The sequence below is a fragment of the Halomonas sp. ML-15 genome (assembly GCF_014779595.1).
GTDB lineage: Bacteria > Pseudomonadota > Gammaproteobacteria > Pseudomonadales > Halomonadaceae > Franzmannia.
Window position 1 is genome coordinate 20,091 of record NZ_JACXZT010000001.1, and the last position, 18,547, is coordinate 38,637.

Consider the following 18,547-nt stretch of genomic DNA (forward strand, 5'->3'; position numbering starts at 1 on the left):
CCAGGAGGTACGCATGTACAGGCACGGAGCGCCGCGGTCGGGGGGCGGGTCACGCTTGGCCAGGGGGCTGATGGCGCTAATGCTCGGTGTGATGAGCCTGCCTGTGCTGGCCGAGGACATCCACGTGCTGGCTTCCTATCACCAGGGCAATCCCTGGACCGATGACCTGGTAGCACATATTGGCGCAGCGGTGGGACGTTTCGATGACGGCGCTGCGTTGAGTGTCGACTATCTCGACGCGCGGCGTATCGACGAGGCTCAGGCGTTCGCACTGCACCGTTCGCGACTGGTGGGGCGCCAGGCAGTGGATCCCGCCGATCATCTGATCCTGCTAGATGATGCGGCGCTGCGCTTCTATCTCGACGCCCCCGAGGCCCTCGGCCATCCGGGGCGGGTGGTCGCTGCCGGTATCAATGACAGCGACCTGCGCGAGACCGCGAGCCAGCAAGGCGTGCGCCTGGTGACCACCCAGCCGGTGGAGCGTCGTTCGCTGGGGTTCCTGGCTGAGCTGTTCGGAACGCCGCTACCGCTGCTGGTGCTAGGGGACGGCTCCCCCGTGGGGCGTAACCTCACCGAGTCGTTGCTCGATGCGGTGGCGGCGGATGAGCAAGTCGAGCTGGTCGATGTGCTGTGGGAGTGGAATCCCCAGCGAGTGGTTGAGCGTTACCGCGAGGCACCGTCGGGAACCCGCGTCTATCTGGTCGAGGGGCAGACCATGGGCGCCAGTGACATCGATGCCGAGCGACGCGCCTGGCTGACCAGGCTTGAGGCTCAGGGCATCGCGGTCTTCTGTCATCTGCCGTATCAGATCAGGCTAGGATGCGCCGGCGGCGCGGTACTGGACATCGAGCGCGTCGCTCAAGTGGTCGTCGACACCCTGCTCAGCCATGCGCATGAGCAGCTGCCCGTGATGCAGGAGGTTGGTGCCTATCGCTATCAGCTCGATGCGCGCTGGCGTGAGCGAGCGGCGGGGCGCGACGATATATTCTGGCTCAACGTAGAGCGTTTCATCGGCGAACGCTCCACTCTATCGCGCCAGATGCAGTGGCTGGCGGTAGCTCTGGGGGGCTTGTTGATAGCGAGCCTGGGCGTGCTCTTCTGGCTTCGCTGGCGCATGCTGCGGCAACGTCAGCGGTTACTGCTTGATCGCCGCACCGGCCTGCAGACTCGCCAGGCGCTGGAAGCGGCTGCCATGGCCAAGCCCGAGCGAGTTTTCGCCGGATGGCTGTTCCTGCTCAAGGCGCCTCAACTGCAGGATTTTCGTCAGCGCCTTGGACATGAGGCTGCCTGGTCATTGATGCGCGAGCAGCTGATGATGATACGGCCGCGTCTGCCCGAGGCGTGGCAGCTCTATGTCAATCCCGACCTGACCCTGGTCGGCCATATCGATGCCGATGCCGAGGGCAACCCCGAAGCGCAGTTGGATGGCCTGCTGGCGACCCTGGCGGACGGGGAGGGTGATCACCGTCGCCTGGAGTGGTTCGGCTGCTTGGTCATGTGTCAGCCTAGGCTAAAGAACTTGCCGTCCTACCTTGCGGCGCTGGAGGATGGCATGCACCAGCTGGCCCAGGAGGGCTGGCAGCAACCACTCAAGCGCGTGGCTCCCTACGATGAATCGCGCGGCAGCCGCTACCGCAAGCTCAGCGAGGCACTGCGTGAACTTTTTGCCTCGGATACTGATCAATTCTACCTGATGATTCAGCCACAGCTGGCGGCACGGGACGGCCGCCTGGTAGGCGGAGAGCTGCTGATTCGCTGGCGCCACCCGCGTCTGGGGGAAGTGCTGCCTAACGAGTTTCTGCCCATCGTCGATGCGATGGGGTTCAACGACGCCCTCGACCGCTGGGTGATGGAGCGGGGGCTGGCATGGTTTGGAACACAGCAGGGCGCTCTCCCCGAAGGATTCGTGCTGGCCGTCAACATCACTCTGAGCACACTGGGGCGTGACGACTTTCTCATGCAGTTGGGGGATAGCATCGAGGCCCATGGTCTATCTCCCTCGAGTATCGAGCTGGAGATCACCGAACATGCCATTTTTCATGATCTCGGTGACATCGAGCGTGCCATGGCCCGTCTGCGGCATCTTGGCGTGCGCCTGGCGCTGGACGATTTCGGCACCGGTCATACCGCCTTCCAGCTGCTGCAGCGACTGCCTCTCAACAGCGTCAAGCTGGATCGCGAGCTGCTGCAGGCCGCGGGACGGCATGGCCGCGCGTCCGATGCCTATTCGGCACTGGTGGGGTTCTGCCAAACGCTGCGCTTGGGCATCGTTGCCGAGGGGGTTGAAACCGAGGAGGAGGCACGCTGGCTGATGTCGATGGGTGTCAAGGTGGTCCAGGGCTACTATTTCGCGCGACCGGTACCGCTCGATATCTTCGTGGCACGTTACTGCAACGTCTAAAGTTTTCGTTGTCTCTGCCGTTAACTAATATTACAAGATATTTCAGGATGCACTAAAATATACGGGATGCGGCCTGATTGACACCCGTTGTTACTGCCCTGAGTTGTCAGGTGTGTTTTTGTCATATTCTTCCCGCTGGCCTGGCCAGCGGGCATCGTTAACGGAGTCAGCATGTTCCAGGCCGCGAGAACTGCCACCTTGGCACTCGACAGTGCGCTGCTAGGTGATTCGCTCGAGACGGTCTTTGCGCCGCAACAGTTGATCGCCGATGTAGAGAGAGTCAGCGGATTTGCTGGCCCCTCTCTGCAGCGCCTGCTGCATGTGCCGGCGCTGCGCGAGGGCAATCCGAAGCGCGAAGCGCTGAGCAAGATGCCAGAATTGGCCCTGGCCTGGCGGCGGCTCGCCTGTGGCGAGGTCGGTCTCGGTTCATGGTTGCCCCAGCATGACAGTGACTGGGCGGCGTATAGTGATTTCGTCAGCTTTGTGGTGTATGCCAGTGCGCTGGTCGAGCTTCACGACGAGCCGGCGCTGAGGCGCCTGCAGCACCTGCTGGGTCTGGCTGCGCTGCGGCTCAAGCTCGATCCGCTGATTCACCGCGAGCCCGACCTCGCGGTACGCCTCGGGCTCTCGATCGAGACACCTGGCTATCTGGTGGCCCTGGAGATCGCAGCGGCCTGCCAACTGCGCGTTGCGTCGGTGCGCAACGCCATCTCACGACGTGAGATGATCGCCGACCCGAACCATGGTGTGCCGATTGATGCGGCACTCGACTGGATGGTGCAGCGACGCGGCTTTCTGTACCCGGTGATCAACGCCATAGCGCCGGGGCGGCGCATCAATGGTCGTCTGGCCAATCAGTGGCTGTCCCAGGATCCGCGGGTCGAGCAGCTGCGCCGCGTTACCCGCTTGCGCATGATGCAGTGGCGGGTACTTGGCTCCGGGCGCTGCTTCGGCGTCAACGAACAGGGGCTGCATCACTGCCTGTTGACGCTACCGGCGGAGGATCCCGAGGGGCTCTCTGACGCTGGCATGGAGGCGCTGGAAGATCGCTCAGAGGATAGCGCGGTAGTGCTCTATCGCCAAAGCTTCGTGTCTGTGTCGGCCGTCGGCGAGCGCGCTGTCGAGATGCCCATCTATCAGGGCGTGGTACCGACCATGCGGGCGCTGGAGTCGCTGATCGACTATCTTGCAGCGGCGTGTGACTCGGACACTTCTACCGAGCAGCGAGTGGCGTCAGGCGGTGCGAGTCTCGGCACGCTCACGCCCCTGCCAGGCCGACCAGGAGTAGAGCGCCAGGCCGATCCAGATGAGTGCGAAGGTTGCTAGCTGTAGCGGTCCAACCGCCTCACCGAAGACCAGCAGGGCAATGAAGAACTGAATGGTCGGGTTGATATACATCAGAAAACCCAGCGTGGCCAGGCGCAGGCGCCTCGCCGCCCCGGCAAATGCCAGCAGCGGCAGTGCGGTAATCACTCCGCTGGCGACCAGCAGCCAAGTATGACGGGCCTCGCCAAGGAAATGTGTAGCATCGATATGTGCCAACCAGGCCAGCGCCAGCAGCGCCATCGGCAGCAGCAATAGCGTTTCAACGAAGAGTCCCGAGAGTCCATCCAGCGGTACCTGCTTGCGCAGCAGGCCATAGGTGCCGAAGGAGAACGCCAGCAGCAGGGTGATCCACGGCAGTTCCCCAAGCCCGACCAGCTGGATGACGATCGCCACGCAGGCGAGGCCCACTGCCAGCCCCTGCAGGGGCGCCATACGTTCGCGCAGGACCAGCATCCCGAGCCCTACGTTGACCAGTGGTGTCAGGAAGTAGCCGAGACTCGCCTGTAGCACCTGGCGGCTCTCCACGGCGTAGATGTAGATCCCCCAGTTGAGCGCGATGAGCAGCGCACAGCCCAGCACGCGGCCCAGCCGGCGTGGTTCGCCGAGTGCCTGGCGAACGGGGGCGAAGCGCCCCAGGATGGCGATCAGGCCGAGCAGGAACAGGCAGGACCAGACGATGCGATGGGCCAGGATCTCCCACGCGGGCACGCCCTCGAACAGGGCAAAGAACAGCGGGAAACAGCCCCACATGGTATAGGCGCCGAGCCCGAACAGAGTGCCTTGAGTGGCGTCACTGAAAGGGGTGTGACGAGGGTGGGACGTCGGTGGCATGATGACCTCGAAAGCAAAGCGCTAATCTACCATAGCCGCGCGAAAACCCCAGCCTTGTCCGGTTCTGGTGCGGCCCTGAGGAGGTGTCTGGTGTCTACCCTGCGAACTACCCTGGTACAGTGCGATCTGCGCTGGGAAGCGCCGTCGGCCAACCATGGCATGCTCGAAGAGCTGCTAGATGAGCTGGATGCCCGGCATACCGATCTGATCGTCTTGCCGGAGATGTTCGCTACCGGCTTCACCATGAATTCTCGTGAGATGGCCGAGCCCATGGACGAGAGCGTCAGCGTGGCTTGGCTACGCGATCAGGCGCGCCAGCGGAACTGTGTGATCACCGGCAGCGTGGCGGTGGTCGACGCTGGGCAGTACGTCAATCGGCTGATCTGGGCGCGGCCTGACGGTAGCCTGAGCTACTACGACAAGCGCCACCTGTTTCGTATGGCCGGGGAGCATGAGCGCTATGCCATGGGCGAGCCGCGGGTGGTGGTGGAGCTCAACGGTGTCAGGCTGCTGCTCAGCGTCTGCTATGACCTGCGCTTTCCGGTCTGGCTGCGTCAACAGCCGAGTGAAGCGGGATTTGAATACGATGCGCTGCTATGCGTAGCCAATTGGCCGGCGCCACGGCGCCACCCCTGGCGCACGCTGCTGCAGGCGCGAGCGATCGAAAACCTGTGCTATGTGATCGGCGTCAACCGTGTCGGTGAGGATGCCAAGGGCTTGGCCTACGCCGGCGACTCGATGCTGGTCGACTTCAAGGGCGAAGCGCTGATCGACGAACCGCCGCATCAGCCCTTCCTGCGTACCGAACACCTCGACCTTGGGGCGTTGAAAGACTTTCGCCAAGCCTTCCCGGCATGGCAGGATGCCGACTCTTTTACTCTGACCAACGAGACCCCACGCTGATGCGCCTCGACAAGTTTCTCGCCGACACCACCGACCTGACTCGTAGCCTTGCCAAGAAGGCATTGCACCGTGAAGAGGTCAGCGTCGATGGCCAGGTGACCAAGAACCCAGCGACTCAGGTCGATGCCGACAGCGAGGTACACTGGCTGGGCCAGCGCTTGTCGCTGGTGGGGCTGCGCTATCTGATGCTCAATAAACCGGCAGGAGTGGAGTGCAGCGCACGGCAGGGCCTTTATCCGCTGGTGCGTGATCTGATCGAGCTGCCCAACGTCGAGCGGCTGCAGACGGTGGGCCGCCTGGACGTGGATACCACCGGTCTGGTGCTGCTCAGCGACGACGGTCAGTGGTCGCATCGCGTGACGTCGCCCAAGCGCCGCTGCGGCAAGGTCTATCGCGTCAGCCTCAGCGAGCCGCTGGAAGGGGCTGCGTTGGTTGAGGCTCAGCGAGACTTTGCTGAGGGCATACTGCTCGACGGCGAGGACAAGCCAACGCGGCCGGCGGAGCTGCTGATGCGCACCTCCTGCGACGCCGAGCTGACGCTATACGAGGGCAAGTATCATCAGGTCAAGCGCATGTTCGCCGCCATCGGCAATCACGTCGAGGCGTTGCACCGCGAGTCGGTGGGGCCGCTCACGCTAGGTGAGCTGGCGCCAGGGGAGTGGCGTGAGTTGACCCGAGAAGAGATCGCGGCTTTCTAGCTCGCCGCCTCATTGAGTCCCGCCGCAGCCACCAGCGCCTGGGTGTAGGGGTGGCGTGGCGCGGCCAGGACCTGCTCGCAGCTGCCCTCTTCGACCACCTCGCCCTCCTTGAGCACCATCACCCGGTGGGCCACGGCCCTGACCACCGCCAGGTCATGGCTAATGAACAGGTAGCTGAGCCCGCGGCGCGCCTGCAGGTCGCGCAGCAGCTCCACCAGCTGTTTCTGTACGGTTCGGTCGAGCGCCGACGTCGGCTCGTCGAGTACCACCATCTCGGGTTCGAGGATGATCGCCCGGGCCACGGCGATGCGCTGGCGCTGGCCACCGGAGAACTCATGGGGGTAGCGTGCCGCACAGTCCGCCGGCAGGCCGACCTCCTTGAGGGTGGCCTGGACGCGCTGCTCGACCTCATTGTTGCTCAGTTCTGGCTGGTGGAAACGCAGCCCTTCGCTGATGATCTCCGACACCGGCATGCGCGGCGAGAGCGAGCCGTAGGGATCCTGGAAGACCACCTGGAAACGTCGCCGGCGGAGGCGCAGGTCGTTGCCGCTGAGACGGTCGAGGCGTTCGTCGAGGAACACCACCTCGCCCTGGCTGGGGACGAGACGCAGCAGCGCCATGGCCAGGGTGGTCTTGCCCGACCCGGATTCGCCAACGATGCCCAGGGTTTCGCCCTTGGCCAAGCGCAGCGACAGCGGCTGCACCGCCACGAATGGCGGGGGGCGCCGTGAAAAGAGCCGCTTGGGACGTGAAAAGGCCACGCTGAGGTGTTCTGCACTGAGCAGCGGCTGGCTGCCGGCGGAGACCGGCCGGCCCTCGGGCTCGGCGTCGAGCAGGGTGCGGGTATAGGCGCTGCGCGGCTGGTTGAAGACGTCAGCAACCGGGCCGGTTTCCTGCTCCTGGCCCTGGTATAGCACGCACACCCGGTCGGCATGGCGGCGCACCAGGTTGAGGTCGTGGGTGATAAACAGCATGCCCATGCCGTGGTGGTCCCGCAGCTCGGCGAGCAGCGCCAGAATCTCCTGCTGGACCGTTACATCGAGCGCGGTGGTCGGCTCGTCGGCGATCAGCAGTTCGGGATTGTTGGCAATCGCCATGGCGATCATCACTCGTTGGCGCTGGCCGCCGGAGAGCTGATGGGGCCATGCGTCGAGCAGTTCATCGGGGCGCGGCAGCTTGACCTGCTCGAGCAGCTCCCGGCAGCGTGCCCGGGCCGCGCGACCGGACAGGCCCTGATGCAGGCGCAGCGTCTCGCCAATCTGACGGGCCACGGTGTGCAGCGGATTGAGTGAAGTCGTCGGTTCCTGGAAGATAAAGCCGACCCGGTTGCCGCGCAGCCCCTGCCAGTCGCGGGAGGTCATGCGGGTGAGGTCGGTGTCGCCGAGTACGCGACCACCGCTGACCCGGGCATTGGGCGGCAGCAGGTTCATGGCCCCCAGTGCACTGACCGATTTCCCCGAGCCGGACTCGCCGACCAGTGCCAGAGTCTCCCCGCGGTGGATCTCCAGGCTTAGCCGGTCGACCACGGTGACATCGTCGAAGGCGATGCTCAGCTCATCGAGACGCAGCAGGGTGTCATGGGGCATGGGCCTGAGTCCTTGTGGTGGCGTTGCTGGCCTGAGGGCCGCCGCTGGCGTGCTGGATATGTCGCGGGTCGAAGGCGTCGCGCAGCCCCTCGCCGATAAACACCAGCAGCGACAGCATCAGTGACAGACTGACGAAGGCGGTGATGCCCAGCCAGGGCGCGTGCAGGTTGTTCTTGCCCTGGGCGACCAGTTCGCCCAGCGATGGCGCCCCCGGCGGCAGCCCGAAGCCGAGGAAGTCGAGCGCGGTCAGGGTGGTGATGGCGCCGGTAAACAGAAACGGAATGAAGGTCAGGGTGGCGACCATCGCGTTGGGCAGCACGTGGCGCCACATGATCAGCCGCGAGGGCAGGCCCATGGCCTTGGCGGCGCGTACGTATTCCAGATTGCGCGCGCGCAGGAACTCGGCGCGCACCACATCGACCAGCCCCAGCCACGAGAACAGCAGCATGATGCCGAGCAGCCACCAGAAGCCGGGCTGCACGAAGCTGGCCAGAATGATCAGCAGGAACAGCACCGGCAGCCCCGACCAGATCTCGGTGAGACGCTGCCCGATCAGGTCGGTCTTGCCGCCGAAGTAGCCCTGGATGCCGCCGATCACCACGCCGGCCACCAGCGACCCCGCGGTCAGCACCAGGGCGAAGGCCACCGACAGCCGGAAGCCGTAGATCACCCTGGCCAGCACGTCGCGCCCCTGGTCGTCGGTGCCCAGCCAGTGCTGGGCGTCGGGCGGAGCCGGCGAGGGCCGCATCATCTGCATATCCAGGGTCTGGTAGGAGTAGGGAATGGGCGGCCATAATGCCCAGCCGTTGTCGGCGATCTGCTGCTGCACGAAGGGGTCGTGGTAGTCGGTGCGAGTGGGCAGGAAGCCGCCGAATTCGGTCTCCGGGTAGTCGACCAGCAGCGGCACGTACCACTGGCCGTCGTAGTTCATGACCAGCGGCTTGTCGTTGGCGATCAGCTCGGCGAACAGGCTGACCACGAACAGCGCCATGAAGATCCACAGCGACACACGGGCGCGCCGGTTGTTGCGGAATACCTCGATCCGGCGCCGGGTAATGGGCGAGAACTGGGGGGAGAGAAGTGACATTGGCTCAGGACTCCCGGGTCTCGAAATCGATGCGTGGATCGACCCATACATAGGTCAGATCGGAAATCAGCTTGAGGATCAGGCCAATCAGCGTATAGAGATAGAGGGTGCCGAAGATCACCGGATAGTCGCGCTGCATCACCGCCTCGAAACCTAGCAGCCCGAGGCCCTCGAGGGAGAAGATCACCTCGATCAGCAGCGAACCGGTGAAGAAGATCGTCACCAGGGCGCCGGGCAGCCCGGCGATGATGATCAACATGGCGTTGCGGAACACGTGGCCGTAGAGGACGCGCCGGTCGCTGGCACCCTTGGCTCGGGCGGTCAGCACGTACTGCTTGTGGATCTCGTCGAGGAAGCTGTTCTTGGTCAGCATGGTCAGGGTGGCAAAGCTGCCGATGGTCATGGCCACCACCGGCAGGGTGATATGCCAGAAGTAATCCTTGACCTTGCCCCACGCCGAGAGCTCGTCGAAGTCCGGTGAGGTGAGGCCGCGCAGCGGGAACAGATCCCAGTAGCTGCCACCGGCGAACAGTACGATCAGCAGGATGGCGAACAGGAAGCCAGGAATCGCATAGCCGACGATCACCAGCCCGGAGCTCCAGACGTCGAAACGCGAGCCATGACGCAGCGCCTTGCGAATGCCCAGCGGGATCGAGATCAGATAGACCAGCAGTGTGGTCCAGAGCCCCAGCGAGACCGATACCGGCAGGCGCTCGATCATCAGCTCCACTACCGGTCGGTCGCGGAAGAAGCTGTTCCCGAAGTCGAAGGTGGCGTAGTCGCGCAGCATGCCGACGAAACGCACATGGGCCGGCTGATCGAAGCCGAACTGCGCCTCGAGCTGCTCGATAAAGCGTGGGTCGATACCGCGGGCGCCGCGGGACTCGTCGCGGGTCACCACCTCGGCGCCGCCCATATCGAGGCGCGTACTGGCCATGCTGTCGAGGCCTTCGAAGCGCGCCAGCATCTGGTCGATGGGGCCGCCGGGGGCGGCCTGCACGATGATGAAATTGAGCAGCATGATCCCCAGCAGGGTGGGGATCATCAGTAGCAGTCGGCGCAGTGTATAGCTAGCCACGAGGCATCCTTCCGGTAGGCGTTGCGTCAGCGACGGCGCACACGACGGTTGATCTCGGCTTCACGCTCGGCGTCTACCCACCAGGCATCCAGGTCCATGCCGTACTCGGGGTAGGGTTCCGGCCAGTCGAACTTGTCCCACACGGCGATGCGTGTCTCGCCGGAATGGTAGTGGGGAATCATCGCGAACTGCCACAGCAGCACCCGATCGAGGGCGCGGGTCAGGGTATTGAGCGTCTCGCGGCTGTCGGCGCGGATCAACTGCTCGACCAGCTCGTCGACCACCGGGTGCTGAAGGCCCATCAGGTTACGGCTCTGGGGCGTCTCGGCAACGTCGCTGGTCCACATGTCGCGCTGTTCATTGCCCGGGTTGTTGGACTGCGGGAAGTGGGCGGTGGTCATGTCGAAGTCGAAGCTGCGCAGTCGGTTGAGATACTGATTGATATCGACGATACGGATCGACGACTGCACGCCGAGGCGCGCCATATTGCGCAGCATCGGCTGCACGACCCGCTCGAGGCCGCTATCGTAGAGCAGCACTTCGATGCTCAAGGGGCGGCCGGTCTCGGTATGGCGCAGCACGCCATCCTCCACCTCGTAGCCGGCCTCGCGCAGCAGGTCGAGGGCCAGGCGTAGCCGTTCGCGCAGGTTCTCGGGGTGTTCGATGGGGACCGGCTCTTCGAACAGCCGTGCCGGCAGCTGGTCCCGGTAAGGTTCGAGCAGCGCGAGCTCGGCGTCGCTGGGCAGGCCTTCGGCGGCCATCTCGGAGTTCTGGAAGAAGCTCTCGGTGCGCTTGTAGGTGTCGTAGAAGATATTGGCGTTGAGCCACGGGAAGTCGAAGGTCAGCGACAGCGCCTCGCGCACCCGCGGGTCAGAGAACTTGTCGCGGCGCAGATTGAACACGAACGCCTGCATCATTGAGGGGTTGACGTCGGGTATGGTCAGCCGCTTGACCAGGCCGTCGCGGTAGGCCGGAAAGTCGTAGCCGATGGCCCAGGTGGCGGCGCGGGCGTCGGTGCGGTAGTCCATCACCCCGGCCTTGAAGGCCTCCCAGGCGATATCGCGGTCGCGGTAGTAGTCATAGACCAGACGGTCGATATTGTAGCGTCCGCGATTGACCGGGAGATCCCGACCCCAGTAGTCGTCATCGCGGACATAGGTAATGCTGCGTCCAGGCTGGACCTCGCCAATTCGGTAGGGGCCGGAGCCTGGGTGGCGGGCGAGGGTCGGGGCGCTGAAGTCGCGGCTCTCCCAGTAGTGTCTGGGCAGCACGGGCAGCTGGCCCACGATCAACGGCAGCTCACGGGAGTGGTTGCTGGAGAACTCGAAGCGCACGGTATGGTCGTCGATGGCCTCGACGCTCTGCACCTCGGCGTAGTAGCCACCATAGAAGGGGTTGCCCTCCTCGATCAGCAGCTCGAAGCTGAACGCCACGTCATGGGCAGTGACCGGTTCGCCATCGTGAAAGCGCGCCTCGCGGCGTAGATCGAACTCAATCCAGTAGCGTTCCGGGTCGAGGCGAATGCCTTCGGCGAGCAGACCGTAGAGACTGAAGGGCTCGTTGGGATTGGATTCCAGAAGGGTGTCATAAATCTGTGAGATGCCGATCGCCGAGGTGCCGCGGATAATGAAGGGGTTGGTGGAGTCGAAACTCGAGCCAACGGCGGCACGGGTCATGCTTCCGCCCTTGGGCGCATCTGGGTTGACGTGGGGAAAATGCGTAAAGTCGTCGGGTAGCGCAGGATCGTCGTATAGGGCCAGGCCGTGAACGGTAGGCACCTGGTCGGCCTCGGCAGCGTCTTCGGGCAGATCGCCAGGTTCGGCCTCGAGAGGCGCGGCGGATGCGTCGGCAGCGGGGGGCGCATCGGCAGGTGCGCCGGGCAGCTCGGCATAGGCCAGGTGGCCGAGCCCCAGCGTCATTACGCACAGAGTGGCTACCAGCCCTGGGCGCGGAGAGAGACGACGTAGAAGGGCAATCGACATCGAGACATCCTTGGGCATGTCAGAAGGCGGCGCGGTGCGGCAGCACCGCTGCCGCCGACCGTGGCAGTAGCATACCGCTAAGGTGTCAGTCACCGGCTCGTTTGACAACTCTCCGTGATCCAACGTCTTTCAACCCTTGCGCAGGGAGGGGGCGTGGTTGCCATCATGCAACGCTCAATTAGCGGCCAGTGTGCTCTGTGGAACCTGTAGTGTCTGGCCTTCGCGGATCACATCGCCGTTGAGGCTATTGTATTCCCGAAGCTCCGCGACGCTGGAGCCGAAGCGCGAGGCGATCGTCGAGAGGCTGTCACCGCTGCGCACCACGTACTGTTCCCAGCCCGTGGGGGCATCGCCCGGGGCGATACTGTCGAGGCCGGCAACCAGGTCGTCATGGCGGTCGACGGGCACCAGCAGCACCGGCGTATGGTTGGGTGATATGGTGCCTTGCAGAAGCCCCGGATTGAGCGCTTCAAGCTCTTGGCGGCTGACGTTGGCGAGTTCGGCGGCTTGTGCCAGGTCGACTGGCTGATCGATATCGACCTTGGCAAACGCTGGGGTGTCCTCGATGTCAGGTAGCTCGATGGCGTACCGCTCCGGATCATCGATAATGCTGGCAATCGCCAGCAGCTTGGGCACGTAATTCATGGTTTCGGTCGGCAGGCGCAGGTGCCAGTAGTCGTCCGGCTCGCCGCGAGCGGCGGCAGCGCGGCGGGCGCTGTTAACCGTGCCGGCACCGGCATTGTATGCCGCCAGCGAGAGCTCGAGGTCGCCCTCGTACCACTGCTCGGCCTGCTGCTCCAGGTAATCCAGCGCGGCACGGGTAGAGGCGACCACGTCGAGGCGACCGTCATAGGCGCCGTTGCGAGGCAGGCCAAGTGCATCGCCGGTGCCGGGCATGAACTGCCACAGCCCACTGGCACCGCGGTGACTACGGGCTGCGGGGTCGAATGAGCTCTCGACGAAGGGAATCAGCGCCAGTTCACCTGGCAGTCCACGCTCCTCGACCTGTTCGGTGATCCAGTGTAGCCAGGGACGCGCACGCTCGGTGATTTCGGCGATGTTCTCGGGGCTGGATCGGTAGTGTTCGATCCACTCCTCGACGCGTGGGTCATGGCGGCCTTGCTGCCACTCGAAGCTATCCCGCAGCCGGCTCCAGGCATTCTGAGGGGTGGCAGGGTTGAGTGCCAGGGCGTGCCAGAAGTTGAGCTCAGCCGGTTCAGTGGGCGCGACACCGTGTGGAATGTCGTCAACGTGATATTGAGCGGAAGCGCCGGCGGCGCTCAGGGTGATGGTGATGCACAGCAAGCTTCCCGCCAGGCCTATGGCCAGGCGGCGAGTCGTTCGGTAAGTCATGATGGAAGGCCCTCGGGGGCACTGATGACGGCGTCTGCAAGCATCAGAAATTGTCTTTCCAGGCACGCAAGGTGGCGAAGGTGGCCAGTGGAGAATCCGTTTCTCCGTGATGCGCCGCGCTGGCCTGCAGGGCAGTCTCATGACTGCGCAGGAATGGATTGATCTCGCGCTCGGTACCAAGATGAGACGGCAGCGTCGGGCGATCCTGATCGCGCAGCGCCTGGCACTGGGCGATGACGGTGTCGAGGTGTGGGTTTTCGGGATCCGCTGCCTTGGCAAAGCGCAGGTTGGCAAGCGTGTACTCGTGGGCAGCGAAGACCAGGGTGTCATCGGGCAGTGTGGCAAGCCGTGTCAAAGAGGCGTGCATCTGCTCGGGAGATCCCTCGAACAAGCGCCCGCAGCCACCAAAGAACAGGGTGTCACCACAGAACAGCAGCGCCGGGATGCCGGCAGCGAAATAGCTGATGTGGTCCAGCGTATGGCCGGGGGTGGTCATGACCTCGAAGCGACGGCCGAGTACGCTGCACTGATCACCGTCGCTGAGCGGGGTATCGATGCCGTCAATGCTGGGGTTGTCCGGACCATAGATATGTGGGCGATAGCGCTGCTTGAGCTCTCCCACACCGCCGGTGTGGTCGTGATGGTGGTGGGTGATCAGTATCGCGTCCAGCGTTAGCGCCTCGCGTTCGATAAGCTCAATCACCGGGGCGGCATCGCCAGGATCGATCACCGCCACGCGGTTGGAGTCGTCCTGGCGCATCAACCAGATATAGTTGTCGCTCAGGGCCGGAATTGGTGTCACGCTCAGCATTGGTCACTGTCCTCTTTGGCGGTCGGTCATTGCTGACTTAACCCATCAGGCAGCCCACGTTATAGTCATGAAACGTGCAAGAAATTCCGCAAATCGAGCGCTGCCTCGGCGCAAGGATCGTTACAAAACCCGGTACTGTGGAGGTAACCTCAGGCGGTGTCAAATTCGGATATAACGATATTGTTGGCGCGGCTGGTGCGTGACGGTCGCCGCTACTGGTCCTCGGCCGACGGCCAGGCTCACTGGCAGGCGGAGCGTGCCTGCCTGGGGCCGGTGTGCGAAGCGCTGTTCGGACAGCACAGCCTGGAGTTGGGTATGGGGCCCATGTTGTGCGATATGTCGCCGATCCACCACACGATGCGCTGGGCACCGACGCGTGAACTGGCCGAACAACCCGAAACACTGGTGTGCCTGCCCGATGCGCTGCCGCTGCCGGATGCGTCGCTGCAGCTGGTGGTGGTGCACCACCTGCTCGAGGTGGTGTCGGAGCCGCATCATGTGCTGCAGGAGGCCGCACGGGTAACCGCCGATGGCGGCGAGCTGATCATCTTCGGTTGGGACCCGGTGGGCGTGGCGGGCTGGTCACGATTGTTGCGCAGGCGCCGTGACCAACTGCCTTGGCGTGGCCACTGGCGCACGCCGGGGCGGCTGCGCGACTGGCTGACGTTTGTCGATTTCGAGATCGAGCGGGTAGACTACTGCGGCTTTCATCTGCCAGGCGGTCTGCCACGCAATGCCACGCTCGAAACCCTTGGGCGGAGGCATAATGTGCCGCTTGGTGACTCCTTCATGATCCGCGCGCGGCGTCGCTCGCAGCGGGCTCAGATCCAGCGTCCGCGGCTCTCGTTCAAGGGGGCGTTAGGGGGTTCTGGGCTGGGTCACGCCACCCGCGTCGGCCGGCAGCCCAACAGGAAAACGCCACTTGAGTGATACACAACTGCCGAGTGTGACCATTTACACCGACGGCGCCTGCCGCGGCAACCCCGGCCCGGGGGGCTGGGGGGCGCTGATGATCAGCGGCGAGCACGAAAAGGCACTGAACGGTTACGAGGCCAAGACCACCAACAACCGCATGGAGCTGATGGCGGCTATCATGGCCCTGCGTGAGCTGAAACGCGAGTGTCGAGTGGCGCTGTGGACCGACTCCGAGTACCTGCGCAAGGGGATTACCGAGTGGATTCATGGTTGGCAGAAGCGCGGTTGGAAGACCGCCGCCAAGCAGCCGGTCAAGAACGCCGAGCTGTGGCGCGAACTGCTGGCGGAAACTCACCGCCACCGCATCGAATGGCACTGGGTCAAGGGACACAGTGGCCACCCTGGCAACGAGCGTGCCGATCAGCTTGCCAACCAGGCCATTGACGCGGCCAATTAGGCGTTGCGTGACACCCACCTGAGAGGACCTCATGCGTCAGATCATTCTGGATACCGAAACGACGGGGATCGACCCCAAAGAGGGGCACCGGCTGATTGAGATCGGCGCTGTCGAAATGGTCAATCGCCGCTTTACCGGCAATACCTACCACCAGTACATCAATCCGCAGCGCGACATCGAGGCCGAAGCGGTAGGGGTGCACGGCATCACCAACGAGCGAGTTGCCGACGAGCCGCTGTTTGCCGAGGTGGCCGACGCCTTCTGGGCTTTCATCGCCGGGGCGGAGCTGGTGATTCATAACGCCCCCTTCGACGTGGGCTTTATCGACCATGAACTGAACATGCTCAACGCCCAGCGCGGCGAGCCCAAGCTGGGACCGGTCGCCGCGCACTGCAGCGTCCTCGACACCCTCAAGATGGCGCGCGACCTCCACCCGGGACAGCGCAACAGCCTTGACGCGCTGTGCAAGCGCTATGAGATCGACAACGGCCATCGCGTGCTTCACGGCGCACTGCTCGACGCCGAGATCCTGGCCGAGGTCTATCTGGCGATGACCGGTGGCCAGACCGCCCTGAGCCTGGATGCTTCGAACACCACGGGGAAGTCGGGTGAGGCGAGTGGATCGGCGGGGATACGTCGGCTCTCATCCCAGCGCCCACCGCTGGCCACGGTGGCGCCAAGCGATAATGAGCTGGCGGCGCATTTCGCCAAGCTCGATGGCATCCGTGAAGCGGCCGGCCAGTGTAACTGGGACGCGCTCTCGAACTGGCCGGCAGCGCCGCAGGGGCGTGACTGATGCTGCGCCGCGAGCTGCCCCGCGGCGAGTCTTTCGGCTACCTGCTATGGGTGGTTGACGGCCAGGTCGCGGAGGGCGAGAGCGGTAGTCCGCTGCTTGCGCCTCAAGCGTGGCAGGACGATGATCTGCCGCTTGGGTACTGGCACGATGTGCCGGTGGCGCTGCGCCTCGGGGAGTCCCTCGACCGCCAGTATGCCTGGCTTGCCGGTCGCGAATGGCTAGCGCGCTTGCCGGAGTCTTGGTTTGCGCTGCTGTCCACGGCGCTGCAGGTCGCCAACTGGTGGCGCGATCACCGCTTTTGCGGGCGCTGTGGCAGCCCGTCGCGCCATCTTTCGCATGAGTTCGCCATGCACTGCGATGCCTGCGGTCATCGCAACTATCCACGTATCTCGCCGTGCATCATTACCTTGGTAACCCATGGCGATGCCATGCTGCTGGCGCGTAGTCCACGCTATCCGCCGGGGCGCTATTCGACACTTGCTGGGTTCATAGAGCCCGGTGAGTCTGCCGAGGAGGCGGTGCGTAGAGAGGTGTTCGAGGAGGTCGGCGTAAGCATCGGCCGAATCAGCTACTACCGCAGCCAGGCGTGGCCGTTCCCGCATGCGCTGATGCTCGGCTACTTTGCCGAGGCCGCGAGCCGGCGCATCCGTATCGACGGGCACGAGATTGCCGACGCGGCGTGGTTCTCGCCGCGCCGGCTGCCGCAGTTGCCGCCACATTACTCCATATCACGAGCGCTGATAGAGTCACACCTCGGTGCGGTAGCCAGGGGCAGTGCCTGAGGCCATGCGGCGGCTCTGAGCTTCAGCGGTTGGGGAACAGGCTGGTAAGTTTGGTGGCCAGCATCACGTTGCCGGTGGCCTTGAGCTTGCCGGTCATGAAGGCGGTCATGCCGTTGATGTCGCCGTTCATGACCCCTTTGAGCGTATCGGTCGTCATCGACAGCGTCACCGACGGATCGTCATGTTCGCCCTGCTGCACGTCCAGGCTGCCATCCTTGACTACCAGATAGTAGTCGTCGGCATCGCTGAACTGGAACTGAAAAACGTCGTCCATGCCCGCTGCGGCGTCGGCGTCGAAGCGCTGCTGGAGTTTGTCGATGATGGGGTTGGTCATGTCTGAATCCTGTGCTGAATGAAGTGACGGCTGCAGAGAGGCCGACAGCGGATAACAAGCGTATTTAAAACGATCGTTTAAGGCAAGGGTCTTGGCCGCTAGGCGTCCCCTGCCAGGGTAACCTATCAAGCCATGATGGCCGATAAGGAGAGCACTGTGAGTGATGGTGTAGGCGACATATTGCTGTTCGTGCTGCAGTGGTTAGCACTGCTGGGTATCGTGGCGGCACTGGTTGCGGCGGGATTGGCGCTGCTCGGGCGAGCCAGAGAGGCAGGAGGTGATCGCCACCGCCAGCTGCGCATCGAGGTGCTCAACGATCGCTATCGATCACGTCGACAGCGCCTGGGGCTGGCCAGGCTAGCGCCAGGCGAGCGCAAGCGCTCGATCAAGGCGTGGCGGCGAGAAGAGAAGCAGCGGCGCAAGCATGGCGAGGCGGCGTTGCAAGGCACCGTGTGGGTTATCGAGTTTCATGGCGATATCAAGGCCTCGGCGACGCCGCGTTTGGCCGAGGAGATCTCGGCGCTACTGGCAGTGGCTGAAGAGGGTGATGAGGTGGTGGTGCTGCTGGAATCGGCGGGCGGTCTGGTGCACGCATACGGACTGGCCGCAGCGCAGCTTGATCGGCTTCGCGATGCAGGGATCGCCACCACGGTGTGTGTCGACAAGGTGGCCGCCAGCGGAGGCTACATGATGGCGTGTACGGCCCAGCGACTGAGAGTGGCACCGTTCGCGGTGCTGGGATCGATTGGCGTGGTTGCCCAGCTGCCTAACGTGCACCGGCTGCTCAAGCGTCACGACATCGACGTCGACGTGATGACGGCCGGCCGCTACAAGCGCACCCTGACGGTGTTCGGTGAGAATACCGAGGAGGGGCGTGAGAAGTTCATCGAGGATCTGGAAGGCATCCATTCGCTGTTCAAGGCGTATGTCTCCGAGCGACGCCCTCAGCTCGATATCGAGGCGGTGGCTACGGGAGAGATATGGTACGGCAGTGAAGCGCCGGACAAGGGGTTGGCCGACGAGGTGGGCACCAGCGAGGCGTACCTGCTCGACCGCATGGCTGAGGCGCGAGTGCTCAAGGTGAGTCTCGAGACCCGCAAGGGGTTGAGCGAGCGGATCGGCCTGGCTGCCTCGCATGGTATCGAGCGCGGTGTTGAACGCACCCTGGAGGCGCTGGATGCCAGCCGCTGGCTGCGCCGTTGAGCCG

Annotated in this window: 17 protein-coding genes; 9 read left to right on the plus strand and 8 right to left on the minus strand. The window is 64.0% G+C overall.

Annotation, left to right across the window (positions count from 1 at the left end; genetic code table 11):
• The first annotated feature begins 13 nt into the window (after window positions 1–13).
• Both IEI94_RS00080 and IEI94_RS00085 read left to right on the plus strand, forming a co-directional pair.
• Window positions 14–2,401: an EAL domain-containing protein gene (locus IEI94_RS00080; RefSeq protein ID WP_191164375.1), complete on the plus strand. Its 2,388-nt coding sequence runs from the start codon at window positions 14–16 to the stop codon at window positions 2,399–2,401.
• Window positions 2,402–2,572: 171 nt separating this feature from the next.
• On the plus strand, window positions 2,573–3,727 hold the full coding sequence (locus tag IEI94_RS00085) for a hypothetical protein (RefSeq protein WP_191164377.1): 1,155 nt from the start codon (window positions 2,573–2,575) through the stop codon (window positions 3,725–3,727).
• Here the strand turns inward: IEI94_RS00085 and rarD are convergent.
• Window positions 3,635–4,558, minus strand: a complete 924-nt coding sequence (gene rarD, locus IEI94_RS00090) for an EamA family transporter RarD (protein WP_191164379.1) — start codon at window positions 4,556–4,558, stop codon at window positions 3,635–3,637. The two genes, IEI94_RS00085 and rarD, sit on opposite strands and share 93 nt — an antisense overlap.
• Window positions 4,559–4,648: 90 nt before the next feature.
• Here rarD and IEI94_RS00095 point away from each other — a divergent pair, with 90 nt between their 5' ends.
• Both IEI94_RS00095 and IEI94_RS00100 read left to right on the plus strand, forming a co-directional pair.
• Window positions 4,649–5,461 carry an amidohydrolase gene (locus tag IEI94_RS00095; protein ID WP_191164381.1) on the plus strand — a complete coding sequence of 271 codons (813 nt, stop codon included), beginning with the start codon at window positions 4,649–4,651 and terminating at the stop codon, window positions 5,459–5,461.
• A complete protein-coding gene (locus IEI94_RS00100) occupies window positions 5,461–6,159 on the plus strand; it encodes a pseudouridine synthase (RefSeq protein ID WP_191164383.1) in 699 nt (232 codons plus the stop codon). Before IEI94_RS00095 ends, IEI94_RS00100 begins: the two co-directional genes overlap by 1 nt.
• Here IEI94_RS00100 and IEI94_RS00105 read toward each other — a convergent pair.
• The 6 genes from IEI94_RS00105 to gloB form a co-directional block, all read right to left on the minus strand.
• A complete protein-coding gene (locus IEI94_RS00105; protein ID WP_191164385.1) occupies window positions 6,156–7,745 on the minus strand; it encodes an ABC transporter ATP-binding protein in 1,590 nt (529 codons plus the stop codon). The two genes, IEI94_RS00100 and IEI94_RS00105, sit on opposite strands and share 4 nt — an antisense overlap.
• Window positions 7,735–8,832 (minus strand): ABC transporter permease, encoded by a 1,098-nt coding sequence (locus IEI94_RS00110; RefSeq protein ID WP_191164387.1) that lies wholly within the window; start codon window positions 8,830–8,832, stop codon window positions 7,735–7,737. The genes IEI94_RS00105 and IEI94_RS00110 overlap by 11 nt, the downstream gene beginning before the upstream one ends.
• 4 nt (window positions 8,833–8,836) lie before the next feature.
• A complete protein-coding gene (locus IEI94_RS00115; protein ID WP_191164389.1) occupies window positions 8,837–9,910 on the minus strand; it encodes a microcin C ABC transporter permease YejB in 1,074 nt (357 codons plus the stop codon).
• Between the two features lie 26 nt (window positions 9,911–9,936).
• The gene (locus IEI94_RS00120) at window positions 9,937–11,892 is read right to left on the minus strand and encodes an extracellular solute-binding protein (RefSeq protein WP_224749841.1); all 1,956 of its coding nucleotides are present in this window, start codon (window positions 11,890–11,892) and stop codon (window positions 9,937–9,939) included.
• Between the two features lie 174 nt (window positions 11,893–12,066).
• Window positions 12,067–13,245, minus strand: coding sequence for a transglycosylase SLT domain-containing protein (locus IEI94_RS00125; protein ID WP_191164391.1), 1,179 nt, complete (start codon window positions 13,243–13,245; stop codon window positions 12,067–12,069).
• A gap of 43 nt (window positions 13,246–13,288) precedes the next feature.
• Window positions 13,289–14,056, minus strand: coding sequence for a hydroxyacylglutathione hydrolase (gloB, locus tag IEI94_RS00130; RefSeq protein ID WP_191164393.1), 768 nt, complete (start codon window positions 14,054–14,056; stop codon window positions 13,289–13,291).
• Between the two features lie 195 nt (window positions 14,057–14,251).
• On the opposite strand from gloB, the gene IEI94_RS00135 reads away from it, so the two are divergent.
• The 4 genes from IEI94_RS00135 to nudC are packed head-to-tail and all read left to right on the plus strand — an operon-like array spanning window position 14,252 to window position 17,006.
• Window positions 14,252–14,986: a methyltransferase domain-containing protein gene (locus IEI94_RS00135; RefSeq protein WP_318153328.1), complete on the plus strand. Its 735-nt coding sequence runs from the start codon at window positions 14,252–14,254 to the stop codon at window positions 14,984–14,986.
• Window positions 14,979–15,428, plus strand: a complete 450-nt coding sequence (gene rnhA, locus IEI94_RS00140) for a ribonuclease HI (RefSeq protein WP_191164398.1) — start codon at window positions 14,979–14,981, stop codon at window positions 15,426–15,428. Before IEI94_RS00135 ends, rnhA begins: the two co-directional genes overlap by 8 nt.
• 31 nt (window positions 15,429–15,459) lie before the next feature.
• Complete coding sequence (gene dnaQ / locus IEI94_RS00145) at window positions 15,460–16,224, plus strand: DNA polymerase III subunit epsilon (protein ID WP_191164400.1); 765 nt, start codon at window positions 15,460–15,462, stop codon at window positions 16,222–16,224.
• A complete protein-coding gene (nudC, locus tag IEI94_RS00150; protein ID WP_191164402.1) occupies window positions 16,224–17,006 on the plus strand; it encodes an NAD(+) diphosphatase in 783 nt (260 codons plus the stop codon). Before dnaQ ends, nudC begins: the two co-directional genes overlap by 1 nt.
• A gap of 22 nt (window positions 17,007–17,028) precedes the next feature.
• Here the strand turns inward: nudC and IEI94_RS00155 are convergent, their stop codons facing one another.
• Window positions 17,029–17,340 (minus strand): SCP2 sterol-binding domain-containing protein, encoded by a 312-nt coding sequence (locus IEI94_RS00155; RefSeq protein ID WP_191164404.1) that lies wholly within the window; start codon window positions 17,338–17,340, stop codon window positions 17,029–17,031.
• A 135-nt stretch (window positions 17,341–17,475) separates the two neighbouring features.
• Here IEI94_RS00155 and sohB point away from each other — a divergent pair, with 135 nt between their 5' ends.
• The gene (gene sohB / locus IEI94_RS00160) at window positions 17,476–18,543 is read left to right on the plus strand and encodes a protease SohB (protein WP_191164925.1); all 1,068 of its coding nucleotides are present in this window, start codon (window positions 17,476–17,478) and stop codon (window positions 18,541–18,543) included.
• Window positions 18,544–18,547: the final 4 nt, after the last annotated feature.

What these genes read in the sequence shown, in the direction of transcription:
- IEI94_RS00120 (WP_224749841.1), bottom strand. Translation starts at nt 11,892, where the DNA reads ATGTCGATTGCCCTTCTACGTCGTCTCTCTCCGCGCCCAGGGCTGGTA.
- nudC (WP_191164402.1), top strand. Translation starts at nt 16,224, where the DNA reads ATGCTGCGCCGCGAGCTGCCCCGCGGCGAGTCTTTCGGCTACCTGCTA.
- IEI94_RS00085 (WP_191164377.1), top strand. Translation starts at nt 2,573, where the DNA reads ATGTTCCAGGCCGCGAGAACTGCCACCTTGGCACTCGACAGTGCGCTG.
- IEI94_RS00110 (WP_191164387.1), bottom strand. Translation starts at nt 8,832, where the DNA reads ATGTCACTTCTCTCCCCCCAGTTCTCGCCCATTACCCGGCGCCGGATC.
- IEI94_RS00105 (WP_191164385.1), bottom strand. Translation starts at nt 7,745, where the DNA reads ATGCCCCATGACACCCTGCTGCGTCTCGATGAGCTGAGCATCGCCTTC.
- IEI94_RS00155 (WP_191164404.1), bottom strand. Translation starts at nt 17,340, where the DNA reads ATGACCAACCCCATCATCGACAAACTCCAGCAGCGCTTCGACGCCGAC.
- IEI94_RS00100 (WP_191164383.1), top strand. Translation starts at nt 5,461, where the DNA reads ATGCGCCTCGACAAGTTTCTCGCCGACACCACCGACCTGACTCGTAGC.
- gloB (WP_191164393.1), bottom strand. Translation starts at nt 14,056, where the DNA reads ATGCTGAGCGTGACACCAATTCCGGCCCTGAGCGACAACTATATCTGG.
- rarD (WP_191164379.1), bottom strand. Translation starts at nt 4,558, where the DNA reads ATGCCACCGACGTCCCACCCTCGTCACACCCCTTTCAGTGACGCCACT.
- dnaQ (WP_191164400.1), top strand. Translation starts at nt 15,460, where the DNA reads ATGCGTCAGATCATTCTGGATACCGAAACGACGGGGATCGACCCCAAA.
- IEI94_RS00125 (WP_191164391.1), bottom strand. Translation starts at nt 13,245, where the DNA reads ATGACTTACCGAACGACTCGCCGCCTGGCCATAGGCCTGGCGGGAAGC.
- IEI94_RS00080 (WP_191164375.1), top strand. Translation starts at nt 14, where the DNA reads ATGTACAGGCACGGAGCGCCGCGGTCGGGGGGCGGGTCACGCTTGGCC.
- sohB (WP_191164925.1), top strand. Translation starts at nt 17,476, where the DNA reads ATGGCCGATAAGGAGAGCACTGTGAGTGATGGTGTAGGCGACATATTG.